The organism is Paracoccus sp. SCN 68-21 (genome assembly GCF_001724535.1).
GTDB lineage: Bacteria > Pseudomonadota > Alphaproteobacteria > Rhodobacterales > Rhodobacteraceae > Paracoccus > Paracoccus hibiscisoli.
On record NZ_MEES01000079.1, the window covers coordinates 1 to 22821 of the forward strand.

Genomic DNA, 22821 nt, shown 5'->3' on the forward strand with positions numbered 1-22821 from the left:
GGTCTGCCCATATCATCCCTCCACCTGTCATGCAGGCAGGGAATCACAGATCAAGCCACAGGGGTATCCTGAATCTGGAAAGCCGCAAAACGCTCTAGAGGGATCTTAACCGCCGCATGCTATCCGGGGGCAGTTCATGGTTCGAGGATAGAGAATGCGCCACTTTCGGATCGGCCTCCACCCACCACACAAGGCAGCCTTGCCCGACCTTCGGTTCGTCGCCTGCTTCCAGCAGCCCGCCGTCGTGATCAACGATCAGGACAAGGTCGTTCATCACAACGCGGCATTTGCGCATCACGTCGGGGCCGCAGAGGCGGACCTGGCCGGACGGTCCCTGATCGCGCTGCTGCGGCCGCCGGGGGGCGGCTTGTCCGGCGCAGGCTCGGTCGCAGAGATCGCGGGCGCGCAGGTCCTGACCCCCTTTGCGCCCGACACCAAGCTGCGGCTGGTTTGCTTCGAGGGCGTCAAGGCGGACCATCTTGAGGCGACGCTGGAACAGGCCATCGATGCCGTGGTCTCGATCGATCCGCAGAACAACGTGACCTTCTTCAATGCGGCGGCAGAGGCGTTGTGGGGCTATCCGCGCGACCAGGTACTGGGGCGCAACGTCTCTCAACTGGTGCCAGCCTTCATGCGCGGCGATCATGACGCAATGGTCAACCGGAACCGCACGACCGGCCAGAACCGCATCGTCGGCACCATGCGCGAGGTCGACATCCAGCGCGCCGACGGCACGGCCTTCAAGGTCGGCCTGACCCTCTCCAAGATCGAGACCGGGGCCGGGATCTGTTATACCGCCTTTCTCAAGGACATATCGGCCGTCAAGGCGGCCGAGACACGGCTGCGTCAGACGCTTGAACAGGCGCTGGATGCCGTGGTCGAGATCGACGCCGAGAACCGGGTCATCTTCTACAATCCGGCCGCGGAACGGCTGTGGGGCTATGCCGCATCCGAGGTTCTGGGCCGCAACGTGGACATGCTGGTGCCGCCCGCACACCAACGCAACCACGACGAGCTGGTGAACCGGAACCGCCGCACCGGGATCAACAAGATCGTCGGTACCTCCCGCGAGGTCGAGATGTTCCGCAAGGACGGCACCCGGCGGTTCTGGCGGACAAGCTGGGCGGCGCGCCCTTGCCCGGACTGGCGGACTGCCTGCCCGCAGACAAGCTGGCGCAGCTGAATCAGCAGGGAGAGTGCCGCCACCATGTCGAGCTGCCGCCCTGCGCGGGGACCGTTCCGGTTCTGGACGGGTATTTTTCGGTCCTGACGGATGTGACGGGCAAGGTGCAGAAGTTCCTGATGTACGGGCCCGACATCACCATGCGGGCACGCGCCATCGCCGACACGGACGAGGCCGTGCGCGATGTGACCCAGTCCAGCGAGGAGACCGCCGTGGTCGTCGAGACGATCGATACCATCGCCCGGCAAACGGCGCTTTTGTCGCTGAACGCCTCGATCGAGGCAGCGCGGGCGGGCGAGGCCGGGAAGGGTTTCGCCGTCGTCGCCGCCGAGATCCGCATGCTGGCCGAAAAATCGCGGGAGGCGGCCGATCAGATCAACGCCAAGCTGACCGAGACACGCGACCGGGTGACGCGCCTGGCCGACGGGATCAAGCTGCTGGTCAGCTGAGCCCGGGACACGATATCGGGGCGGGCGACGTCACCCACTCCGATCAGCCCACCGCGCCTAGGCCGATGCGCGGACCGGTCGGAGGATCCAGTCCAGAAGGTGTCGCGACACCTCTGCGCGCAACTGGCGGTCATTGCCCGCCAGCTCGGTCTCCAGCGAGAACAGGTCGGTCGCGTCGAGATATTCGACAAAGCGGTACATCTCGGCGCTGCCATTGCCCCTCTTGAGGCCCTTGTAGACGGCCTTGAAGGCCGAGCGCGCCTCGTCATTCAGCAGCGACCAGACAAAACCGGTCATGATGTCCTGACGCCATTCGGGAAAGTTCGCCTCGGCGTGGCGGACGGCCTCGACGGCAAGACGGCGGGCCTCGGGCAGGCCGGGTTCGGCACCCTCATCGTGCAGCCGTCGGGTGGCGGCCGTGAAATGATCGACCGCCTTTCTCCAGAAATCACCCAGGTCTGGGGCGATCTTGTGGAGGCCGTGCAGGCGTGAGTTGGTGATGCGGTTGGCGGTGATCAGAAACCTCAGATGATCGGGTGCGATCCGGTCGCCCGGAGTGGCCATGATCTGGGTCAGCTGCTCCTCGAGGACGGAGTCGGGCGTGGTTTCCGCATGCAGGGGCATTGGCTCGTCCGGTGTCAGGTTGCGCAGCAAGGGCCGCGCCTCGTTGATGTGGGCATCGGCGCGCGCGAAGAAATCATCAGGCAGCGCGCGGGCCGCGATCAGAGAGACATAGCCGATATGGGTATGCAGCCTCGGGACGTGGCGGTTGCGCTGCCGGACGCTTTCCGAGGCGTTGACCGCCCCTGCATTCGAGAAATCGAAGTAATGCGCCCCGGTCTGATGCGCGAGGATCGAGCCCACCGACTGGTCGTGGCGATGGTCGCGGAATTGCGGATGCGTGGGCTTCAGCTCGTCGGGCTGGTCGGTCAGCACCCGCGGATCGCGACAGTATTCCAGCCAGCGCTCCAGAAAGTCGAAGCTGGCCTTGGAGGGCATGAACAGCAGCGGTCCCGCGCAGACCTGGGCGGCGCGGCGCATCTCGTCGTTGTCGGCGTCCATGACGACGAAGGCATCGCGCTTGGTGTATTCGCCCTGAACCTGCCAGGCGCCGATGAAACCGTGGATGAAGCGGTTCGGCGTCATCGCGCACAGTTCGGTCGCAGCATGGGGAAAGCAGGGGAACTGCCGGAACGCGCCCCGTTCATAGCGCCCGGCATCGTTGTAGATCACGATGTCATCGGGGCCGCACTCCCTCAGCTTGCGCAGGATGATCCACGGTTTCCACAACCAATAGCCGGCGCCGCGTGGCTGCTCCAGGATGAAGCGGTTCTCCTCCCAGAAGGGGGTCTGGCGCAGCTCGGCCTCGGTGACGTGGCTGGCGCTGTCGAAGCCGACCGCCAGCGCGGAATCGCAATAGTCCTGGGCATTGGTTGAAAAGGGCTCGGCCCCGTTGGAGTAGACCAGGAAATGGGCCTGTTTGATCCGACTGTTGCCCCGCCGCATGAGACTTCCTTTGTACTGCGCCCGTTCCCGGACAAAAATGGTGACATCGCAAAGGGGGCCCGACCCCGACCGCTGGGTGCAGCGTGCCATAACAGAATGCTTTTGCCGAACAGTTTCCTGATTCGGAAAGAGGATACCGCCAGAGTGGTTTACGCGTCGCATCATTTGCACCAGGGGCCGTCAGCCTGCTGAAACATTGCCCCGAACCTTGGCCACGAAGTCCTTCCGCGCGATACCGGTTGGCCAGGCGGTGCCGGGGGTCATGGTCGCAATCGGGGCCTTAAGGCGTCGTGGAAGGGGGCCGGGCTGTCTCGAAACATTCTGGGAAAGCGGTGTTTTGTGTCTGGAATCCCTCGTCTTTGCCAGACGTTGCGGTTATGTTCCTGTTTTTGCCCCCCGCGATGATGCGCAACGACAAGAGCCGGCCCATGACCCAAGCCCTGACCCGCACCCTGGATGCCGCCCGCCGCAAGCTGCTGGAGACGGGGACCCGGAACCGCCTGATCCATGTCAACCGCGACAATCAGCGCGCCAACTGCCTGAATATCATCCACGAACGCAGCGATGAGATCTGGCGCCTGCTGCGCCTACAGGGCAAGCGGATGCGCTTTCGCGCGATGGGCAGCGACACGGCCACGCCCGACGGGGTCCTGCTGCTGGCCGCGCCGGGCGCGGAGGCTGTGACCGACAGCCAGCTGGAGACCCCCTTGGGCCCCGAGGCGCTGGCCCGTCGCCTGCTGCGCCTGTCGCATGACGCGCGGACCGCGGAGGAGGAGCAGGGGCTGAACGTCCTTTACCTGGCGATGGGGTTTCTGCGCTGGCGCGAGGCGCCCGGATCGCAGGTCCTGCGCGAGGCGCCGCTGATCCTGCTGCCGGTGCAGCTGGTCCGCAACGAGCGCAGCTCGACCTTTGATCTGTGCGCGCGGGAGGATGACCTGGCCGCCAACCTGCCGTTGCAGGAGCGTCTGCGACAGGATTTCGGCATCCATCTGCCCGAGATCGACGAGACCGAGACCTGGACCCCCGGCGACTATCTGACCCGCGTCGAGGAGGCCGTGTCCGGACAGCGCGACTGGCAGGTGGACCGCGACGGGATGCAGCTGGGGTTCTTTTCCTTTGCCAAGCTGCTGATGCACCGCGATCTGGACCCGGCCAACTGGCCCGAGGGGGCGTTCGACGGCAACCCGCTGCTGGACGGGCTGCTGGCGCGGGGGTTCGCGGGCGATGCGCCGCTGTTCGGCGATCGCGACCGTCTGGACGACCGTCTGGACCCCGCGCAGATCATCCAGGTGATCGACGCCGACGCGTCCCAGACCAAGGTCATCGAAGAGGTCCGCGCGGGCGCCAGTCTGGTCGTCCAGGGCCCCCCCGGCACCGGCAAGTCCCAGACCATCACCAACATCATCGCCGCCGCCGCCCATGACGGCAAGACGGTGCTGTTCGTGGCCGAAAAGATGGCCGCGCTGTCGGTCGTCCATGACCGCCTGACCCGCGCGGGCCTGCGCGACATCTGCCTGGAGCTGCATTCGCGCAGCGCCAACAAGAAGGCCCTGGCGCAGGAGCTGGGCCGCACACTGATGGCGGGGGCGCATGCCCTGCCGCCCGCCGCCGATCCGGCGCGGCTGCGCCAGACGCGCGACCGGCTGAACGCCATCACCGCGCTGCTGCACGACCCGCTGCCGCCCTCGGGTGAGCCGCCCTTTGCCGCGATCTCAAGCATCATCGGGCTGATGGGGCAGGGCGCGCGCCCACCCGCCATTCCACTGGCGGGGCTGAAGGCGCTGGACGCCGCCGCCCGCGCCGAGGCGCAAGGGGCCATCGCCCGCTTTGTCGCGGCGCGCGCGCGCACCGGCCCGCCCGAGGCGCATCCGTTCCGCGGCGCGGGCGCGCTGGACCTGCAGCCGACCGATCTGGCGCGGCTTGGCGACGATCTGCGCGGCGCGCAGGCGGCGCTGGCGGCGGTCGGCGACCGCGCGCAGGTGGCCCAGGCCCTGGGCCGCGATGTGCCGGACACCCTGGATCAGGCCGCGGCCCTGGCGCAGGTGCTGGCGGTTCTGGCACGCGCGCCCGAGGACGCGGCCCTGCACGCCGGGCCGCTGTTGGCCGCTGCGGGCGATCCGCGTCTGGAGCAGGCGCTGCAGGCGGGTGCGGATTGGGCGGCGGCACAGGCGCAGGCGCGCTTCACCCCGGCTGCGTTCGAGATCGACCCCGGCCCGCTGCGCGACGCTCTGGCGCGGGGGGTGGGGTCGGTTTTGGGGCGGATCTTCGGGCCCTATCGCGGCGCGTCGGCGCAGTTGCGCGCGCTGCTGACGCAGGATCTGCCGCCGGATGCGGCGGGGCGGCTGGCACTGGCCGATCAGCTGGTGGCGCTGCGCCGCCTGCGCCGGGCGCTTGCCGATGAGGAGGGCTATCTGGCCGCGACCCTGGGCGGGGCCTGGCGCGGAGAGCGGACGCCCTTTGCCATGCTGGCGCCGGTGGCCCTGTGGCTGCGCGGCTGCGAGGGGTTCGCGGATGGCGCCGCGGTGACGCGGGCGCTGGCGGCGCTGGACGACCCGCAGGCGGCGGGCGAGGCGCTGGATCATGCCGTCCGCACTGCGCGGGGGGCGCTGGCGCAGGTGCGCGACCGCCTGGCGATCGGGGCGGATGCTGCCCCCCTGGGCGACGATGCGGCGCTGGCCGATGCGCAGGCGGCGCTGTCGCAGATGGCCGGGGGGCTGGCGCGCTATGCCGAATGGGCGGATCTGGCGCGGCAGGCCGACACCGCTCGCCGCCATGGCGCGGGCGCGGTCATCGACGCGGTGGCGGCGGGGCATCTGGACCCGCAGGAGGCCGCGACAGAGTTCGCCTATGCCTGCGCCGAGGCGCGCTGGAACGCCGCCCGGCAGGCGCGGCCCGGCCTGAACGAGCTGCCGCATCTGGACCGCCACGATCTGGTGACCCTGTTCCGCCAGCTGGAGACCGAGCGGATCGAGACGACCAAGACGCTGATCCTGTCGCGCCATTTCGACCAGCTGCCGCGCGGCACCCAGGGAGAGATGGGCCTGATCCGCGGAGAGATCGCCCGCCGCCGCGGCCACAAGCCGGTGCGCTGGCTGATGGCGCATGCCGGCCCCATGGTCCAGCGCATCAAGCCGGTGATGCTGATGAGCCCGATCTCGGTCGCGCAGTTCCTGCCGCCGGATGCGATCCGGTTCGACCTGCTGGTCATCGACGAGGCGTCGCAGATCCGCCCCGAGGACGCGTTGGGCGTCATCGCGCGGGCGCGTCAGATCGTCGTGGTGGGCGATCAGAAGCAGCTGCCGCCGACCTCGTTCTTTGACCGGCTGGTGGATGACGCCGACGACATGGACGACCCCGAGGACGGCCCCCAGGGCGCGAACGTGGCCGACATGGAGAGCATCCTGTCGCTGTGCGAGGCGCGGGGCCTGCGGTCGCGGATGCTGGAATGGCATTACCGCTCGCGCGACCCGTCGCTGATCCGGGTGTCGAATGCGGAATTCTATGACGACCGGCTTGTGCTGCCGCCCTCGCCCTTACAGCTGGACCCCGATTACGGGCTGAAGTTCCGCCGCGTGTCGGGTGCCTATGCGGCGCGGGGCAGCGGGCAGGGCCGGGCGGGCACCAACCGGATCGAGGCCGAGGCCGTGGTCGCCGCCATGGCCGATCACGCCCGCCGCTGGCCGGGGCTGTCCCTGGGCGTGGTCGCCTTCTCCAAGGCGCAGGCCGACATGCTGACCGAGATCGCGGACGCCGCCCGCCGCCGCGACCCGGCGCTGGATCCGCTGCTGCGCGAGGGCGGGGCCGAAGACGTCTTCGTCAAGAACATCGAGAACGTGCAGGGTGACGAACGCGACGTGATCCTGATTTCGGTGGGCTATGGCCCATCCGAACCCGACGGCCCGCTGACGCGGATGCAGTTCGGCCCCGTGAACGGGGAGGGGGGTGAACGGCGCCTGAACGTGCTGTTTTCCCGCGCGCGCATCCGCTGCGAGGTGTTCGCGTCCTTTGATCCGGGCGATATCGACCCGGCGCGCACCACGCGGGAGGGGCCGCGCGTGCTGAAGAGGTTCCTGGACTTTGCGCAGACCGGCCTGATCGAGGAACGCCGCCCTACCGGCGCGCCCCCCGACAGCCCCTTCGAGGAGGACGTGGCCCGCGTCATCCGCGATCTGGGCTATCTGGCCGATCCGCAGGTCGGCAGTGCGGGGTTCCGCATCGATCTGGGCGTGCGCCATCCCGACAGGCCGGGGCAGTATCTGGCGGCGGTCGAATGCGACGGCGCGGCCTATCACGGGGCGCTGTGGGCGCGCGAACGCGACCGGCTACGCCAGGATATCCTGGAGAACCTGGGCTGGCGATTCCACCGCATCTGGAGCACCGACTGGTTCCACCGCCGCGAGGCCGAAATCGCCCGTCTGGCGCAGGCCCTGTCGGAGGCGCGCGAGGCCGCCCGCGACGGCATCCGCCCGCGCGGCGCGAACCGGCTGGCCCCCTCCGAACCAGCCCCGCCCCAGCCCGCCGATACGGCCCCCGATCTGGCGCATCTGTCGTTGCACGCGCCGCCCTATCGCCGCGCCGACCTGCCCCCGTCCGAGGCAGGAGAGCCGCATGACCAGCCGACGGCCCTGCTAGCCGATCTGGTCGCCCGGGTCATCGCCACCGAAGGGCCGGTCCATGCCGACGAGGTCGCGCGCCGCATCGCTGCGGCCTTTGGCAAGGCCCGCACCGGCAGCCGCATCAGCGACGCCGTGGCGCGCGCCGTGACCCTGGCGCTGCTCCGCGATGACGCGCTGTTGCGGCAGGGGGCGTTCCTGATGACGCGGACGCAGGCCGACCACCCGCCCGTGCGCGACCGTAGCGCCGAGGCCGGACCGCTGCTCAAGGCCGCCTGCCTGCCGCCGGTCGAGATCGCCGCTGCCGCCCGCCGCGTCGCGCAGGAAAGCGGCGCGATGACCCCGGACCAGATGATCCGCGCCACCGCGCGCCTGATGGGGTTCCAGCGCGTCGGCCCCGAGCTGTCCGAGGCGATCGCGGCCGTGCTGCTGGCCGAGGCGGGGTGACACCCGGGGCGCGGGCGCGGTTTTCGGACAGCGAGGTGCTGTCCGCCGAGGTCCTGATCGATCAGCTGGCGCGGCTGGACATCACCGTCACCGCCGCCGACGTGCGCCGCGATTTCCTGGGCCGCAGCTTTCCCACCGTCGCGGCCACCATCCGCGACCGCTTTGCCGTGACCCTGCCCGCGGATTTCGAGGCGACCTATCGCGCCCGCCTGCTGGCCCGCTTCGAGACCGGTCTGCGCCCGACGCCGGGCTTTGCCGCGATGCTGGAAGGGGTGGCGCTGCCGGTCTGCGTGGCGACCTCGTCCAGCCCGCCGCGGGTCGCGCGGACGCTGGCCATCCTGGGGCTGACCGACCGGTTCGGCGCGCATGTCTTCACCGCTAGCCAGGTGGCGCGCGGCAAGCCCGCGCCCGACCTGTTCCTGTTTGCGGCCCGCCAGATGGGCGTTGACCCGGCCCATGCGCTGGTGATCGAGGACAGCCAGCCCGGGCTGGAGGCCGCCCGCGCCGCGGGGATGCGGGTGCTGCACTACACCGGGGGCGCGCATCTGGCCGACCTGTCCGCCCCGGAGGCCCTGATGGACTGGTCCGATTTCCCCGCCCGCCTGGCCCGGATGCAGGTGCCCGCATGACCCAGAACCGCTTTACCCCCGAAACCACCCGCCTGGACGACGCGGCCCGCGCGGGCTGGCTGTACTATGTCGCCGGCAACACCCAGGACGAGATCGCGCGCAAGCTGGGCGTCAGCCGTCAGTCGGCGCAGCGCCTGGTGGCGATGGCCGTCAGCGAACGGCTGGTCAAGGTCCGGCTGGACCACCCCATCGGGCGCTGCATGGATCTGGGCGCGGCGCTGCGCGACCGGTTCGGCCTGCTGGTGGCCGAGGTCGCGCCGTCCGATCCCGCCGCCCCCGACCTGCTGACTGGCATCGCCATCGCCGCCGCCGCGCATCTGGAGCGGGTGCTGAAATCGCCCGACCGCCGCATCGTCAGCCTGGGCACCGGGCGCAATCTGCGCGCCATGGTCGAACAACTCCCGACGATGGCCTGCCCGCAGCATGTCGTCGTCTCGCGCCTTGGCAACATGATGGAGGACGGCTCGGCCACGCCCTACAACGCGACGATCCGGCTGGCCGAACGCATCGGTGCGCCGCATTACCCCTATCCGCTGCCCGTCCTGGCGCGCGACGCGGCAGAGCTGGCAGCCATGCAGGCCCAGCAGGCCGCGCGCAACACGATCGACCTGTGCGCGCGCGCCGACCTGTCGCTGGTGGGGATCGGGCAGATGGACATGACCGCGCCGCTGCATGTGGACGGGTTCCTGACGGTCCCCGAAATGGAGCAGCTGCACCGCGCCGGCGCTGTGGGAGAGATCACCAGCTGGGTCTATGACGACCGGGGCCAGGTGATCGACTGCGACTTCAACCGGCGGGTGGCCTCGGCGCCGCTGCCGCGCGGGACGGACCGCCCGGTGATCGCCGTGGCCCTGGGTCAGGCGAAACTGCCCGCGATTCGGGCGGCGCTGATTGGCGGGCTGATCAATGGCCTGGTCACCTCCGAGGCGACGGCGGAACGCCTGCTGGACTGAAAAATCCTGAACGATCCGAACGGTATGGCCCGACGCTGCACTGCGGCGGGGAATGGCCGTTGACAGAATCCTGTCCGCAGTTGAGTATATGCTCATCGGTAGGGCAAATGCCCAATCGCCAAGGGAGGACTACCATGACCACGACATTCCGCGCCCTTCTGGGCGCCACGGCCCTGTGCGCTGTCGGCACCGTCGCCGCCGCCCAGGACAATGTGACCCTGACCATCGCGACCGTGAACAACGGCGACATGATCCGCATGCAGCAGATGACCGCGCCCTTTACCGAGGCGAACCCCAACATCCAGCTGGAATGGGTCACGCTGGAGGAGAACATCCTGCGCGAGCGTGTCACCACCGATATCGCCACCAGCGGCGGGCAGTATGACGTGCTGACCATCGGCACCTACGAGGTGCCGATCTGGGCGGCGCAGAACTGGCTGACGCCGCTGGACGACCTGCCCGAGGGCTATGACGTGGACGATCTGGTCCCCGCCGTCCGCGCGGCCCTGTCGGTCGACGACACCCTCTATGCCGCGCCCTTCTATGCGGAATCGGCGATGGTGATGTATCGCACCGACCTGGCCGAGGCCGCGGGCGTGACCATCCCGTCAAACCCGACCTGGACCGACATCACGGCGGCGGCCGAGGCAATGACCGACCGCGACGCCGAGGTCTATGGCATCTGCCTGCGCGGCAAGCCGGGCTGGGGCGAGAACATGGCCTTCCTGACCGCCATGGCCAACAGCTATGGCGCGCGCTGGTTCGACACCGACTGGAACCCCCAGTTCGACAGCCCGGAATGGCAGGCGACGCTGACCGACTATCTGACGCTGATGAACGAATACGGCCCTCCGGGCGCGTCGTCCAACGGCTTCAACGAGAACCTGTCGCTGTTCCAGCAGGGCAAATGCGGCATGTGGATCGACGCAACCGTCGCCGCGGGCTTCGTGACCGACCCGACGGATTCGACCGTGGCCGACAGCGTGGGCTTTGCCCAGTTCCCCAACAAGGACGGCGTGGACAACCACGGCAACTGGCTGTGGGCCTGGAACCTGGCCATCCCGGCCTCCAGCCAGAAGCAGGAGGCGGCCAAGGCATTCGTCGCATGGGCGACCAGCAAGGAATACACCGACATGGTCGCCGAGGCGCAGGGCTGGCGCGCGGCCCCTCCGGGAACGCGGACCTCGCTCTATGAGAACGCCGAATACCAGGAGGCCGCGCCCTTTGCCGCGATGACGCTGGAGGCCATCAATTCGGCCGACACGCAGAAGGCATCGGTGCAGGACATCCCCTACACGGGCGGTCAGTTCGTCGCGATCCCGGAATTCCAGGGCATCGGCACGCAGGTCGGCCAGACCTTCTCGGCGGCGCTGGCAGGTCAGATGTCGGCGGATGATGCGCTGGCGGCGGCCCAGACCAGCACCGCGCGCGAAATGGCCCGCGCGGGTTATCCCAAGTAAGGCCCCCCGCGCCGCCCCCCGGTCGGGGCGGCGCCCCCCATCCCCCGCAAAGGACGCAAGCCATGGCCACCCGCCAGACCGCCGGTCTCGCGCGCCTGATGCGCGCACCCGCCATCATCCTGCTGTTGATCTGGATGATCGTCCCGTTGGGGATGACGCTGTATTATTCGTTCCAGAACTATAACCTGCTGAACCCGGCTGCGATCAGTTGGGCGGGCTGGTTCAACTATCAGTATTTCGTCACCGACCCCGCCTTCATGGCCGCGATCCGCAACACGCTGGTCCTGGTGCTAGGCGTGCTGACCATCACCGTGGTCCTTGGCATCGCCATCGCCCTGCTGATCGACAAGCCGATCTGGGGGCAGGGGATCGTGCGCATCCTGATCATCTCTCCGTTCTTCGTGATGCCGCCGGTGGCCGCGCTGATCTGGAAGAACATGATCATGCACCCGTCCTATGGCGTCTTTGCCGACATCGCGCGGTTCCTGGGCCTGCAGCCGGTGGACTGGTTCGCGCAATATCCGCTGACCTCGATCGTGATCATCGTGGCCTGGCAGTGGCTGCCCTTTGCGACGCTGATCCTGCTGACCGCGCTGCAATCGCTGGACGGCGAGCAGATGGAGGCCGCCGAGATGGACGGCGCGGGCGCGATCAGCCGTTTCATCCACCTGACGCTGCCGCATATGGCGCGGGCGATCACCGTGGTGATCCTGATCCAGACCATCTTCCTGCTGGGCATCTATGCCGAGATCCTGGTTACCACCAATGGTGGCCCGGGCAATGCATCCACCAACCTGACCTATCTGATCTATCGCGCGGCGCGGCTGAATTTCGACATCGGGGGCGCTGCGGCAGGCGGCATCATCGCCGTGATCCTGGCCAATCTGGTCGCCATCTTCCTGATGCGCGCCGTCGGCAAGAACCTGGACTGAGGGGGCACATCATGGCACGCGCAAGCAGCAGACGCAGCAGGATCGGCTATACCATCGCCGCATGGGCGGTGGCCCTGACGCTGTTCTTTCCGATCCTGTACACGATCATCACCAGCCTCAAGACGGAACAGGAGGCGATCTCGGGCTTCAGCCTGATCCCGTCCTTCACGCTGTCCAGCTTTGAGGCGGTGCAGACCCAGAACAACTACTGGAAGCCGTTCACCAACTCGGTCATCCTGGCGGTCGGCTCGACGATCCTGGCGCTGATCGTGGCGATCCCGGCGGCCTGGGCGATGGCCTTTTCGCCGACCAAGCACACCAAGAACATCCTGATGTGGATGCTGTCCACCAAGATGATGCCCGCCGTGGCGGTGCTGGTGCCGATCTATCTGATCTTCCTGCGCACCGGGCTGATGGACACGCGGATCGGCCTTACGGTCATGCTGATGCTGATCAACCTGCCGATCGTTGTGTGGATGCTGTACACCTATTTCCGCGAAATCCCCGGAGAGATCCTGGAGGCCGCGCGCATGGACGGCGCGTCGCTCAAGGACGAGATCCTGTACGTGCTGACGCCCATGGCGATCCCCGGCATCGCATCGACCATGCTGCTGAACGTCATCCTGGCCTGGAACGAGGCGTTCTGGACCATCCAGCTGACCACCACCAATGCGGCGCCGCTGTCGGCCTTCATCGCCAGCTTCTCCAGCCCGCAGGGGCTGTTCTGGGCGAAACTGTCGGCGGCCTCCGTCATGGCCATTGCGCCGATCCTGATCATGGGCTGGTTCAGCCAGAAACAACTTGTCCGCGGCCTGACCTTCGGCGCGGTGAAATAAGGGGACCATCATGGGACGCATCACCCTTGAGGCAGTGACCAAGCGGTTCGGAGAGGTCGAGGTCATCCCGCCCCTGAACCTGGACATCAACGACGGAGAGTTCGTGGTCTTCGTGGGCCCCTCGGGCTGCGGGAAATCCACGCTGCTGCGCCTGATCGCGGGGCTGGAGGACACCTCGGGCGGGCGCATCCTGATCGACGGCCGCGACGCCACCGACACACCGCCCGCCAAGCGCGGCTTGGCGATGGTGTTCCAGAGCTATGCCCTCTATCCGCACATGTCGGTCCGAAAGAACATCGCCTTTCCGATGCGCATGGCGGGCGTGCCGCAGGACGAACAGGACCGCCGCATCACGGCGGCCGCCAAGGCACTGAACCTGACCGATTACCTGGACCGCAAGCCAGGCCAGCTGTCGGGCGGCCAGCGCCAGCGCGTGGCCATTGGTCGGGCCATCGTGCGCGAACCGGCGGCGTTTCTGTTCGACGAGCCGCTGTCGAACCTGGACGCCGCCCTGCGCGTCGGCATGCGCCTGGAGATCAGCGAGCTGCACAACCGGCTGAAGACCACGATGGTCTATGTCACCCACGATCAGGTCGAAGCGATGACCATGGCCGACAAGATCGTCGTGCTGCGCGCGGGCTATATCGAGCAGGTGGGCAGCCCGATGGACCTGTATCGCGCGCCCAAGAACCTGTTCGTCGCGGGCTTCATCGGCAGCCCGAAAATGAACCTGATCGACGGCCCCGAGGCCGCCCGCCACGGCGCCCATACCATCGGCATCCGCCCCGAACACATCGCCGTCTCGCCCACCGCAGGCACCTGGCAGGGCCGCGTCGGCGTCAGTGAGCATCTGGGGTCCGACACGTTCTTCTATGTCGAGGGGACGGGCCTGGCCGAGACGATCACCGTCCGCGCGGGCGGCGATATCGACCTGCATCACGGCGACACGGTCTTCCTGACGCCGGACGCCGCGCAGATGCACCGCTTTGATGACACCGGGGCGCGCATCGCATGAGGCTGTCCGGGAAATCTGCCCTGATCACCGGGGCCGGGCGCGGCATCGGTCTGGAATTCGCCCGCGCCTATCTGCGTGAAGGGGCGCGCGTGGCGATCTGCGACATCAATCTGGCGGCCGCGCAGAAGGCGGCCCAAGAACTGGGCGAAGGCGCCATCGCCGTGGCGCTGGACGTGACCGATCAGGCCAGCATCGACGCCTGCGTGGCCTCGGTGGAGAGCCAGTTCGGCGGCATCGACATCCTGATCAACAACGCGGCCCTGTTCACCGCCGCCCCCATCACTGACATCACCCGCGCCGATCACGACCGCATCATGGCCGTGAACGTCTCGGGCACTCTGTTCATGATGCAGGCCGTCGCGCGGTCGATGATCGCGCGCGGGCAGGGGGGGCGGATCATCAACATGGCCTCTCAGGCCGGGCGGCGCGGAGAGGCACTGGTCGCGGTCTATTGCGCCAGCAAGGCCGCGGTCATCAGCCTGACGCAATCGGCGGGCCTGAACCTGATCGCCCACGGGATCACCGTGAACGCAATCGCCCCCGGCGTGGTCGATGGCGAACACTGGGACGGCGTCGACGCGTTCTTCGCGAAATACGAAAACAAGGCCCCCGGCCAGAAAAAGGCCGAGGTCGGCGCCGCTGTCCCCTTTGGCCGCATGGGCACCGCCGCCGACCTGACCGGCATGGCCGTGTTCCTGGCCTCCCGCGATGCCGATTACATCGTGGCCCAGACCTACAATGTCGACGGCGGCAACTGGCTCAGCTGACCGCCTCATCCGCTGCAATTCCCGGCCCCCCGCGCGCATCCCGCGCCGCGGACCAGGGGCGCTTTGACGAAAGGTCCGATCATGGCCACCCAACTGACCCAATCCGCGCTGGCCGGGCTGCCCGACACGGTGGCGCGCCCCGCCTATGACCGCAGCGCGCTGACCGCGGGCATCCTGCATGTCGGCGTCGGCAACTTTCACCGCGCGCATATGGCGTGGTACCTGGACCGGCTGTTCGCCGAAGGCCGCGACCACACCTGGGCCCTGCGCGGCGCGGGTGTGCGTCCGGGCGACGCGGCGATGCGCGACCGGCTGGCCGCCCAAGACTGGCTGACCACGCTGGTCGAGCTGGACCCCGCCGGCCTGTCCGCGCAGGTGTTGGGGTCGATGGTCGATTTCGTGGCCGTCGATCCGCACGCCACCATCGCCGCGATGGCCGATCCCGCGATCCGCATCGTGTCGCTGACCATCACCGAGGGCGGGTACTATGTCGATGCCAAGACCGACGGGTTCGACGCGGCGCATCCCGACATGGTGCATGACGCAGGCGCGCCCGACGCGCCGCTGACGGTGTTCGGCATGATCCTGGCGGCGCTGCGGGCGCGGCGCAATGCGAGGCATGCGCCCTTCACCGTGCTGTCCTGCGACAACCTGCCGGAAAACGGCCATGTCTGCGCGCGCACGCTGATCGGGCTGGCGCGGGCGCAGGACCCGGCGACGGCCGATTGGGTGCAGGCGAACGTGGCCTTTCCGAATAGCATGGTCGACTGCATCACGCCCGCGACCAGCGACCGCGAACGCGCCCTGGTCCGCGACCGCTTTGGCATCGAGGACGCCGCCCCCGTCGTCTGCGAGCCGTTCCGCCAATGGGTGCTGGAGGACAACTTCCCCCAGGGCCGCCCCGCGCTGGAGGCCGTCGGCGCCGAATTCGTCGCCGATGTCAGCCGCCACGAGCTGATGAAGCTGCGCATCCTGAACGGCGGCCATGCGGCCATCGCCTATGCCTCGGCGCTGCTGGGGCACCATTTCGTGCATGATGCGATGGCGGACGGCGACATCGCCGCCTGGCTGCGCGCGCTGGAGACGCGCGAGATCGTCCCGACCCTGCAGCCCATTCCGGGCGTCAGCTATGACGACTATCTGGCCCTGATCGTCAGCCGCTTCTCCAACCCCGAAATCGGCGACACCATCCCGCGCCTGTGCCTGGACGGGTCGAACCGTCAGCCGAAATTCATCCTGCCGACGCTGCGCGACCGTTTGGCTGTGGGCGCGTCCATCGACGGGCTGGCGTTGGAGCTGGCGCTGTGGTGCCGCTATTGCGAAGGCACGAGCGAGGCGGGCGCGCCCATCGCCCCGAATGACGACGCCCATGCGACCCTGCGCCAGCACGCGCTGGCCGCGCGGGACGATCCGCGAGCGTTCCTGTCCCAGCATGCGATCTTTGGCGACCTGGCCGGCTCCACCGCCTTGGTCGAAGCCTTCGGCGACGCGCTGGCTGCGCTGCGCCGGGACGGGGTGCGGGCGACGCTGGTTGCCTATGCGTCCGGCACGCCCCACCGCTGAGGCCCGCCGCCGCCTGCGCGGGCCGCCGTCCAGCCATGGGGCTCGCGCCTGCCGCTGGCGGTTCGGCTGCCGTCGCCACCTCAGAAGAATAGTGTCGGCATCGGCGTGATCGAGGGACCACGGCTCCGCCCGTTCAAGCCCAGATTTCGTCATCCGGACTCGACGGGAAGTTGTCCCGGCGGTCTGTGCGCCAGATTTCCTGTTCTTTCGCCTGATAATGTCAGCGGCGGTGGTTCTGGACACACAGGTCGGGCAGGTCCCGCTGGCGACCTGCCAGCCTCACTGCTTGGTGGAGCTGGGCCTTGGATATAACCAGCGCGATCGGTGCGATCCTATGGATCACGCAGTCGGCGTCGCCTGGGTCATGGATTGCCCCTGTGCCAGGCGGCTGGAGGAGATATTTCCCGGTCCCTGATCGAAATCGACGGCACGTAAGGCACGCTGCTGCCGGAGGCCGGATACCGGCAGATGCGCGCCGGATCGCCCCCGTCGCTGCCAGGGCCCAACGGCCCTGGCGCAACATCCTGAAAACTGTCGCAGTGACCCAGCAGGACCTTGTGGATTGCCTGCGCAAGGGGTACAGGCCCAAAACTGCGGGTTGCGACTGCTTGCGCAGGATGGTGCTGGTTCAGGCGGCATACGCCTCGGCCCGCGACGGCAGCCGGGTCCGCGGGTGGCGAGCCCTGACATGGGACCCCCGCGGCTGGTGCTGGTGGATGGTGGCCCGCCCTGAATGGGGCTGGGGCGCTGCGGTGGCGGCCTTCCTGGTCCGCGATTGTGCCACAGTCGCTTCGCGCATCGACGACCTGCTCGCGACTGACCAGACAGCCCAGACTGCGCCCATCCGCTGGATACGTGCCGCGCCCTATGCCGCCGTCCCCGAGGCGCAACCGTCACGGATGCCCGGTTCCCACAGATCGCGTTGGCCCACGCGGGTTCTCGTCACGACCAAGAGGGGCGGCTTCTGCGCCTATGATCTCTAGGCGCTGCGCTGTGTCAGCCGAACATCGTGTTGCGCGACGACGTTGCCCCCGAAGTCACCGCACTTGCGGCATCTACGATGCGCGCCGGAACGGTCCTGGTCCCCTGTTCCCGACGCTGAACGGCAAGCCATCTCCGCCGATGCACGAGAACGTGACGCAGGGGTAGTCATATTGTTCAGGCTGTGGACAACATCTCGGTGGCGATGGCGCCGGGTGCAGCGTCGCATCTCGTGACCTTGGGGCAGACATCGGCCTATCGGCTGGTGTCCCCTGCCAGTCGCCCTGCTCCACAGCGCCTGTGGCACCCGCACCATTCCCGATTCGGCTTGCTACCAACCGGCGAAGGCTGCTGACCGAAAAGCCGGCGATGTCTTCTGGTCTGCCATGGCTTCCGGCCTGCGATCTGCGGGGTGATCTGGCGCCGGTCGTCGATCGGCAACGAAGTTGGGTTCTACTGGGGGGATCGCCGGCCCTATCCCCGTCGCGTCGCGCGTGTGGTCGTCGCTGCCCGACCGGGAGGTGCGGACGACACCTTGGGTCAAGCCGCATCGGGTGAGGGGGCCTTGCCGCCATGCCCTGCCGGTCCACCCGCTGGAGGGCTTGGTGAACAGCCCGCCCGCGACCGGCTCTGACGCAGCGCCGGGGATGGCTCCGTCGCATCGGCATGGTCCTACCATGCGCGGGTCGAGGCCGGACCTCATGGCGCGATCAGTCGCGGGCTACGGCACGCCTTGGCGACGATCTGGGCGCGGGTGCCGGCCGCATTGCTCACTATGGGCGTCTGCGTTTCCGCGCTGCATGGCACCCGGGGGACCGGAGCGACCAATTTCCACCGGACGGCTGCACTTGCCCGATCTGGCCGTCAAGCGTTCGCAATTGCAGGATAGTAGCGCGGATTTTCAGGATTGAAGGGCTTGGTAACCGTTTGGAAACCGGGCTCTGATAGGGGCTTGGGTCGACGCCACTCATGACCAGACCCAGAAAAGGGGTGACCATGCCGACCCGATCCATGTCCATTCGCGCCAAGCTGGCATTTTCGGCTGCGGCCCTGACCGCCCTGTCGATCATTGCCGTGATCATGCTGACCACCACCCTGATGTCCCGCGTCTCCTCTCAGGAGGCGGAGGCCCATGCCCGAAGCCTGATCGCGGAATATACCGCGATGGTCACCCAGGACATGAACAGCGTGATCGAGACCGTGCGAACGGGCGTCGCCGCCGTCGAGGGGATCGTGGCCGACCCGGTGGTGGACCGGGAACTGCTGGCGCGCGTCGTGCGCGGCGTTGTGACCACCCGTCCCGATCTGGTGGGCATGACCTTGGCTCTGGAGCCTGACGCTCTGGGCGACGACGCCAGGTCCGTGGGTGGCGACTATTCCGATCCGTCGGGACGGTTCGTGCCCTATTTCTTCTACGCCCCCGATGGCAGCGTGGCGCTTGAACAGCTGGACATGAGCCCCGAGGCCGGGACCGAATCCTGGTATGACCGCCCCCTGCGCGAGGCGCGCGACCTGATCACGCCGCCCTATCTGTACAGCGTGAACGGCGCTGACGTCCTGATGACCACCGCCAGCGGCGTGGTGCGCCGCGCGGGGCAGCCAATCGGCATCCTGACCGGCGATGTCGGGCTGGATGATCTGTCCACCCGGATTGACCAGCTGCGGCCCTTTGGCGACGGTCAGGTGCGCCTGATCAGCTCGGGCGGGCTGTGGATCGCGCATGAGGACCGGTCGCTGCTGGGACAGCCCATCTCGGCCGCGGACCGTGCCCTGATGGATGGCGGGGCCCTGCACTATGCCTCGGTCGGGGATCAGCAGATTATGGTTCTCAGCGGAACGGTGGACTTTACCGATGTAGATGAAAGCTGGACCCTGCTGATGCAGGTGCCGCGCGCCACGGTGATGGCCCAGGTCACGGCCACCCGCGACCGGGCGGTCATGGCGGCGGCGCTGCTGCTGATGCTGACCCTGGCCGTGGTCTGGTTCGGCGCCCAGATCATCTCGCGCCCGATCGAGGCGATGACCGACGCCATGCGGCGTCTGGCGGATGGGCATCTGGACACCCCCATCCCCCATTCCGGCCGCCGGGACGAGATCGGGGGCATGGCCTCTGCCATGCAGATCTTCCGTGACCGCGCGATCGAGGCCAAGCGCCTTGAGGAGGAGGCCGCCAGCAGTCGCGCGGAGCGCGAGCAGGCCGCCCAGGCAGAGGCCGCCCGCCAGTCCCGCGTCGTGCGCGAGATCGGCACCGGGCTGGAGCGTCTGGCCGCCGGCGACATGACCCACCAGATCGGCAGCCCCGCACATGATCCCTTCCCTCAGGGCTACGATTCGCTGCGGCTGGCCTTTAACGGCGTCGTCACGCGCCTGTCCCAGACCATCCGCCGCATCGCGGATGTGGCCCATCAGGTGCGCGGCGGCGCGGATGAGATCAACATGGCCGCCGGAGAGCTGTCCAGCCGGGCCGAGACCCAGGCCGCCACGCTGGAGCAGTCCGCCGCAGCGCTGAACCAGATGAATGAAAGCCTGCGCCAGACCGCCGAAAGCGCGCGGGGCGCGGAACGCGCCAGCAGCCAGAACCGCGATATCGCGCGCGACAGCGCAGGCGTCGTCACCGAGGCGGTGACCGCCATGCGCGGCATCCAGAAATCCTCCGAGCAGATCACCCGGATCATCGGGGTGATCGACGACATCGCCTTCCAGACCAATCTGTTGGCGCTGAACGCGGGGGTCGAGGCCGCCCGCGCCGGAGAGGCGGGCCGCGGCTTTGCGGTCGTCGCATCCGAGGTGCGGGGTCTTGCGCAACGCGCTGCCGAATCGGCCCGCGAGGTGCGTGGCCTGATCTCTGAGAGCGCGGCGCAGGTCAAGACAGGGTCGGAGCTGGTGGGTCGCACCGGCGACAGTCTGGCCGTCATCCTGCAGAAGGCGTCCGAGGTTTCCGAGCAGATCGCGGCCATCGCCCTTGCCACCAGCGAACAGTCGGTCGGCCTGGGCGAGATCAACACTGGCGTGAACCAGCTGGACCAGGTCACCCAGCAGAACGCGGCCGTGGCCGAGCAGGCCACCGCCGCCTCGATGTCGCTGCGTCAGCAGGCCGAGGTGCTGTCCTCCGAGATCGGCGCCTTCCAGGTGGACGGCATGGCGCAACGCGATGACACGCCGCGCCCCTCGCTGGCCCCCCATTTCGCGGTCGAGGCCCGGCCGATCCGTCTGGCGGGCGTTGGCTCCGGTCGCGACCAGATGCTGGAGTTCTGACGCAAGAAATCACACCCCTTGGCCCGTTACGGTCCGTGGCTGTGACGGGCTGTCTGCCAGGACGGCGCGGACACATGCGCGCGACCCCTGCCGATGCAGGTCGCTGGTCCTGCTGCTGGCCGCGACACCACCGCAACCTTGGGCGGTCATCCGACGAATAGCGGTCGGAGCACGACCCTGCCATCGGGCCTGCCAGCGGGCCACATGTCACCATTGTCCGGGGCGCGGGCCGGTTGAGCGTCCCGCGCCGCGCCCTGATCTGACCAACCCGCGGGCTGGTGAGCATCTCAGAGGTTTGGGGACATTGACCGGCGCTGCACACCATGCGTCCCATCCCTGCTCCAATGCACCGCACGGGCGTCAGGAAGCCTTGGCCCCTGGCCCTCGGGCCCTTGCTCCGGAGAGGGGCTGCCGGCAGACAGGCGGATGGCGCATCAGCGAAATGTCGTCCGACACCGGGGCATGTGGGTCATGCGTCTTGCAGATGCGACCCTGTGTCGCTATGTCGAGGATGCGGGACCGGGCCCCTCTGGCGCTGTGATCGAACACAGCGCGATGTCGGACCGCATCGAGCGTGCTCGGTGTGCCTGGCGGTCCATCCCCTTCCATACCCTGCGCGATGGCATCTGTCCCGAGGGCATCGTGGAACTTCTTCTTATCGCATTTCTGGGCAAGCCGCTGTGGATGTGGCTGCTGTTCATCGGTCTGGTCGTCGCATTGCTGGTCTTTGACCTTGGCGTGCTGAACAAGGACGACCACGAGATCGGCATCGCCGAGAGCCTGAGGCTGTCGGCGATGTACATCACGCTTGGGTTGGCCTTTTCGGGCTTCATCTACTGGCAGATGGGCGGAGAGGCGACAGCGCAATACCTGACCGCCTTCATCGTCGAGAAGACGCTGGCGATGGACAACATCTTTGTCATCGCCTTGATTTTCGGCTTTTTCGCGATACCGCGCGAATATCAGCACCGGGTGCTGTTCTGGGGCATCCTGGGCGTGATCGTGCTGCGTGGCATCATGATCGGCCTTGGTGCAACCATCGTCGAGAATTATCACTGGGTTCTGTACCTCTTTGCGGCCTTTTTGATCTTTACCGGGGTCAAGATGCTGTTTGCCAACGAGGAGTCGCACGACATGGCCGACAACCGGGCCTTGGCGTGGCTACGCCGGCGCATCCGGGTGACCGACCAGCTGCACGGCCATGCCTTCACCGTCAGGATACCGGACCCGGCAACCGGGACGCTGGTCCGATGGGCGACACCGCTGCTGCTGGCGCTGATCGTGATCGAGGTGGCCGACCTGGTCTTCGCCGTCGATTCGGTCCCCGCGGTCTTCACGATCACGACCGACCCGTACATCGTCTACACGTCGAACATCTTTGCGATCCTGGGGCTGCGGGCGCTGTATTTTGCGCTGGCGGCGATCTTGCACCGGTTCGCCTATCTGAAATACGCGCTGTCGATCCTGCTGATCTTCATCGGTTCCAAGATCTTCATCGCAGATGCGATGGGTTGGGCCAAGTTTCCCCCGGCCTGGTCCCTGGGCATCACCTTCGTGATCCTGACCATCGGGGTGATCGTGTCGCTGTCCAAGACGCGAGGGGCCGCGCCGGGGGCACCCTGACCGCAGGTCCACCGCGCGCATACCGCGGGCAAGCCAACGGCCCGCGCCCATCCGCACCCGTTCCGACCAGGCACAACGGCAGCCTGCCCACAACACAGACACGGAGATCGCTCGGCGCCGCCGGGCGGTCCCAGCCTGACAGGTGTTCCCACGGCGACGAAGCCTCTGATCAGAAAGACCACGTTGCGGTGGCGCCCGGGCCAGACACCTGGTGCGACAAGGTGCCAACCGTCGCATCGTTCGGAACGGGTGAGTTCGCCCCAGATCGTCGGCCGGCAGGCTTAGCCCCGTGGTAGGTGTACCATGCATGAAGCCTTGTCCAGGTGCCATAGAACACCATCGTCGTGACCACATCCATAATCGTGCCGTGCTGATCGTGGCGGTGAACGGAGGACGCCAGAGGCCGCGTGCCTTATCCTAAAGCGTTTCTGCAAAAACCGGAATCATGGGATTCCCAAAGGGGTCTGCTTGTGATTCATCCTCCCAGAAAGGATGAATCATGTCAGCACCTTTGTTGGCTGTCACTAAGAACTGACCCGGCAGCAGTCGGAATTGTCACTGAGAACTGACCCATGTGGAACCTTGCCTCTGACAGGATCTGTCGGGGGA

At 67.7% G+C, this 22821-nt stretch carries 13 protein-coding genes and 1 pseudogene; 13 read left to right on the forward strand and 1 reads right to left on the reverse strand.

Features of this window, described 5'->3' with window-relative positions; all coding sequences use genetic code 11:
- Positions 1 to 199 precede the first annotated feature (199 nt).
- Positions 200 to 1183 (forward strand): PAS domain S-box protein, encoded by a 984-nt coding sequence (locus tag ABS73_RS16330; RefSeq protein ID WP_277022756.1) that lies wholly within the window; start codon positions 200 to 202, stop codon positions 1181 to 1183.
- Between the two features lie 140 nt (positions 1184 to 1323).
- Positions 1324 to 1543: pseudogene (locus tag ABS73_RS16870) on the forward strand (methyl-accepting chemotaxis protein); the annotation flags it as partial.
- Positions 1544 to 1689: 146 nt separating this feature from the next.
- Here the strand turns inward: ABS73_RS16870 and ABS73_RS16340 are convergent.
- Positions 1690 to 3138, reverse strand: a complete 1449-nt coding sequence (locus ABS73_RS16340; RefSeq protein WP_277022761.1) for a hypothetical protein — start codon at positions 3136 to 3138, stop codon at positions 1690 to 1692.
- Between the two features lie 377 nt (positions 3139 to 3515).
- Between ABS73_RS16340 and ABS73_RS16345 the strand changes: the two genes are divergently transcribed.
- The 11 genes from ABS73_RS16345 to ABS73_RS16395 all read left to right on the forward strand — a co-directional run bounded on the left by ABS73_RS16345 (position 3516) and on the right by ABS73_RS16395 (position 22212).
- Positions 3516 to 8198 (forward strand): DUF3320 domain-containing protein, encoded by a 4683-nt coding sequence (locus ABS73_RS16345; protein ID WP_286693561.1) that lies wholly within the window; start codon positions 3516 to 3518, stop codon positions 8196 to 8198.
- The gene (locus tag ABS73_RS16350) at positions 8195 to 8827 is read left to right on the forward strand and encodes an HAD family hydrolase (RefSeq protein WP_286693562.1); all 633 of its coding nucleotides are present in this window, start codon (positions 8195 to 8197) and stop codon (positions 8825 to 8827) included. The genes ABS73_RS16345 and ABS73_RS16350 overlap by 4 nt, the downstream gene beginning before the upstream one ends.
- The gene (locus ABS73_RS16355) at positions 8824 to 9780 is read left to right on the forward strand and encodes a sugar-binding transcriptional regulator (RefSeq protein WP_277020593.1); all 957 of its coding nucleotides are present in this window, start codon (positions 8824 to 8826) and stop codon (positions 9778 to 9780) included. Before ABS73_RS16350 ends, ABS73_RS16355 begins: the two co-directional genes overlap by 4 nt.
- Before the next feature lie 134 nt (positions 9781 to 9914).
- Positions 9915 to 11240 (forward strand): ABC transporter substrate-binding protein, encoded by a 1326-nt coding sequence (locus ABS73_RS16360; RefSeq protein ID WP_136857384.1) that lies wholly within the window; start codon positions 9915 to 9917, stop codon positions 11238 to 11240.
- Positions 11241 to 11302: 62 nt separating this feature from the next.
- The gene (locus ABS73_RS16365; protein WP_277018564.1) at positions 11303 to 12172 is read left to right on the forward strand and encodes a carbohydrate ABC transporter permease; all 870 of its coding nucleotides are present in this window, start codon (positions 11303 to 11305) and stop codon (positions 12170 to 12172) included.
- A gap of 11 nt (positions 12173 to 12183) precedes the next feature.
- Positions 12184 to 13008 carry a carbohydrate ABC transporter permease gene (locus tag ABS73_RS16370; protein WP_277018566.1) on the forward strand — a complete coding sequence of 275 codons (825 nt, stop codon included), beginning with the start codon at positions 12184 to 12186 and terminating at the stop codon, positions 13006 to 13008.
- Between the two features lie 10 nt (positions 13009 to 13018).
- Positions 13019 to 14023: an ABC transporter ATP-binding protein gene (locus ABS73_RS16375; protein WP_277018568.1), complete on the forward strand. Its 1005-nt coding sequence runs from the start codon at positions 13019 to 13021 to the stop codon at positions 14021 to 14023.
- Positions 14020 to 14790, forward strand: coding sequence for an L-iditol 2-dehydrogenase (locus ABS73_RS16380; protein WP_277018570.1), 771 nt, complete (start codon positions 14020 to 14022; stop codon positions 14788 to 14790). Before ABS73_RS16375 ends, ABS73_RS16380 begins: the two co-directional genes overlap by 4 nt.
- Before the next feature lie 81 nt (positions 14791 to 14871).
- Positions 14872 to 16353 carry a mannitol dehydrogenase family protein gene (locus ABS73_RS16385; protein ID WP_277018573.1) on the forward strand — a complete coding sequence of 494 codons (1482 nt, stop codon included), beginning with the start codon at positions 14872 to 14874 and terminating at the stop codon, positions 16351 to 16353.
- Positions 16354 to 18330: 1977 nt separating this feature from the next.
- Positions 18331 to 20589, forward strand: coding sequence for a methyl-accepting chemotaxis protein (locus ABS73_RS16390; RefSeq protein ID WP_277018575.1), 2259 nt, complete (start codon positions 18331 to 18333; stop codon positions 20587 to 20589).
- A gap of 471 nt (positions 20590 to 21060) precedes the next feature.
- Positions 21061 to 22212, forward strand: a complete 1152-nt coding sequence (locus ABS73_RS16395) for a TerC family protein (RefSeq protein WP_277018576.1) — start codon at positions 21061 to 21063, stop codon at positions 22210 to 22212.
- Positions 22213 to 22821 lie beyond the last annotated feature (609 nt).

Bases quoted from the DNA above. Each gene is read 5' to 3' on its own strand.
- ABS73_RS16340 (WP_277022761.1), bottom strand. From the start codon at position 3,138: ATGCGGCGGGGCAACAGTCGGATCAAACAGGCCCATTTCCTGGTCTAC.
- ABS73_RS16345 (WP_286693561.1), top strand. From the start codon at position 3,516: ATGTTCCTGTTTTTGCCCCCCGCGATGATGCGCAACGACAAGAGCCGG.
- ABS73_RS16355 (WP_277020593.1), top strand. From the start codon at position 8,824: ATGACCCAGAACCGCTTTACCCCCGAAACCACCCGCCTGGACGACGCG.
- ABS73_RS16360 (WP_136857384.1), top strand. From the start codon at position 9,915: ATGACCACGACATTCCGCGCCCTTCTGGGCGCCACGGCCCTGTGCGCT.
- ABS73_RS16365 (WP_277018564.1), top strand. From the start codon at position 11,303: ATGGCCACCCGCCAGACCGCCGGTCTCGCGCGCCTGATGCGCGCACCC.
- ABS73_RS16370 (WP_277018566.1), top strand. From the start codon at position 12,184: ATGGCACGCGCAAGCAGCAGACGCAGCAGGATCGGCTATACCATCGCC.
- ABS73_RS16375 (WP_277018568.1), top strand. From the start codon at position 13,019: ATGGGACGCATCACCCTTGAGGCAGTGACCAAGCGGTTCGGAGAGGTC.
- ABS73_RS16380 (WP_277018570.1), top strand. From the start codon at position 14,020: ATGAGGCTGTCCGGGAAATCTGCCCTGATCACCGGGGCCGGGCGCGGC.
- ABS73_RS16385 (WP_277018573.1), top strand. From the start codon at position 14,872: ATGGCCACCCAACTGACCCAATCCGCGCTGGCCGGGCTGCCCGACACG.
- ABS73_RS16390 (WP_277018575.1), top strand. From the start codon at position 18,331: ATGCCGACCCGATCCATGTCCATTCGCGCCAAGCTGGCATTTTCGGCT.
- ABS73_RS16395 (WP_277018576.1), top strand. From the start codon at position 21,061: ATGCGTCTTGCAGATGCGACCCTGTGTCGCTATGTCGAGGATGCGGGA.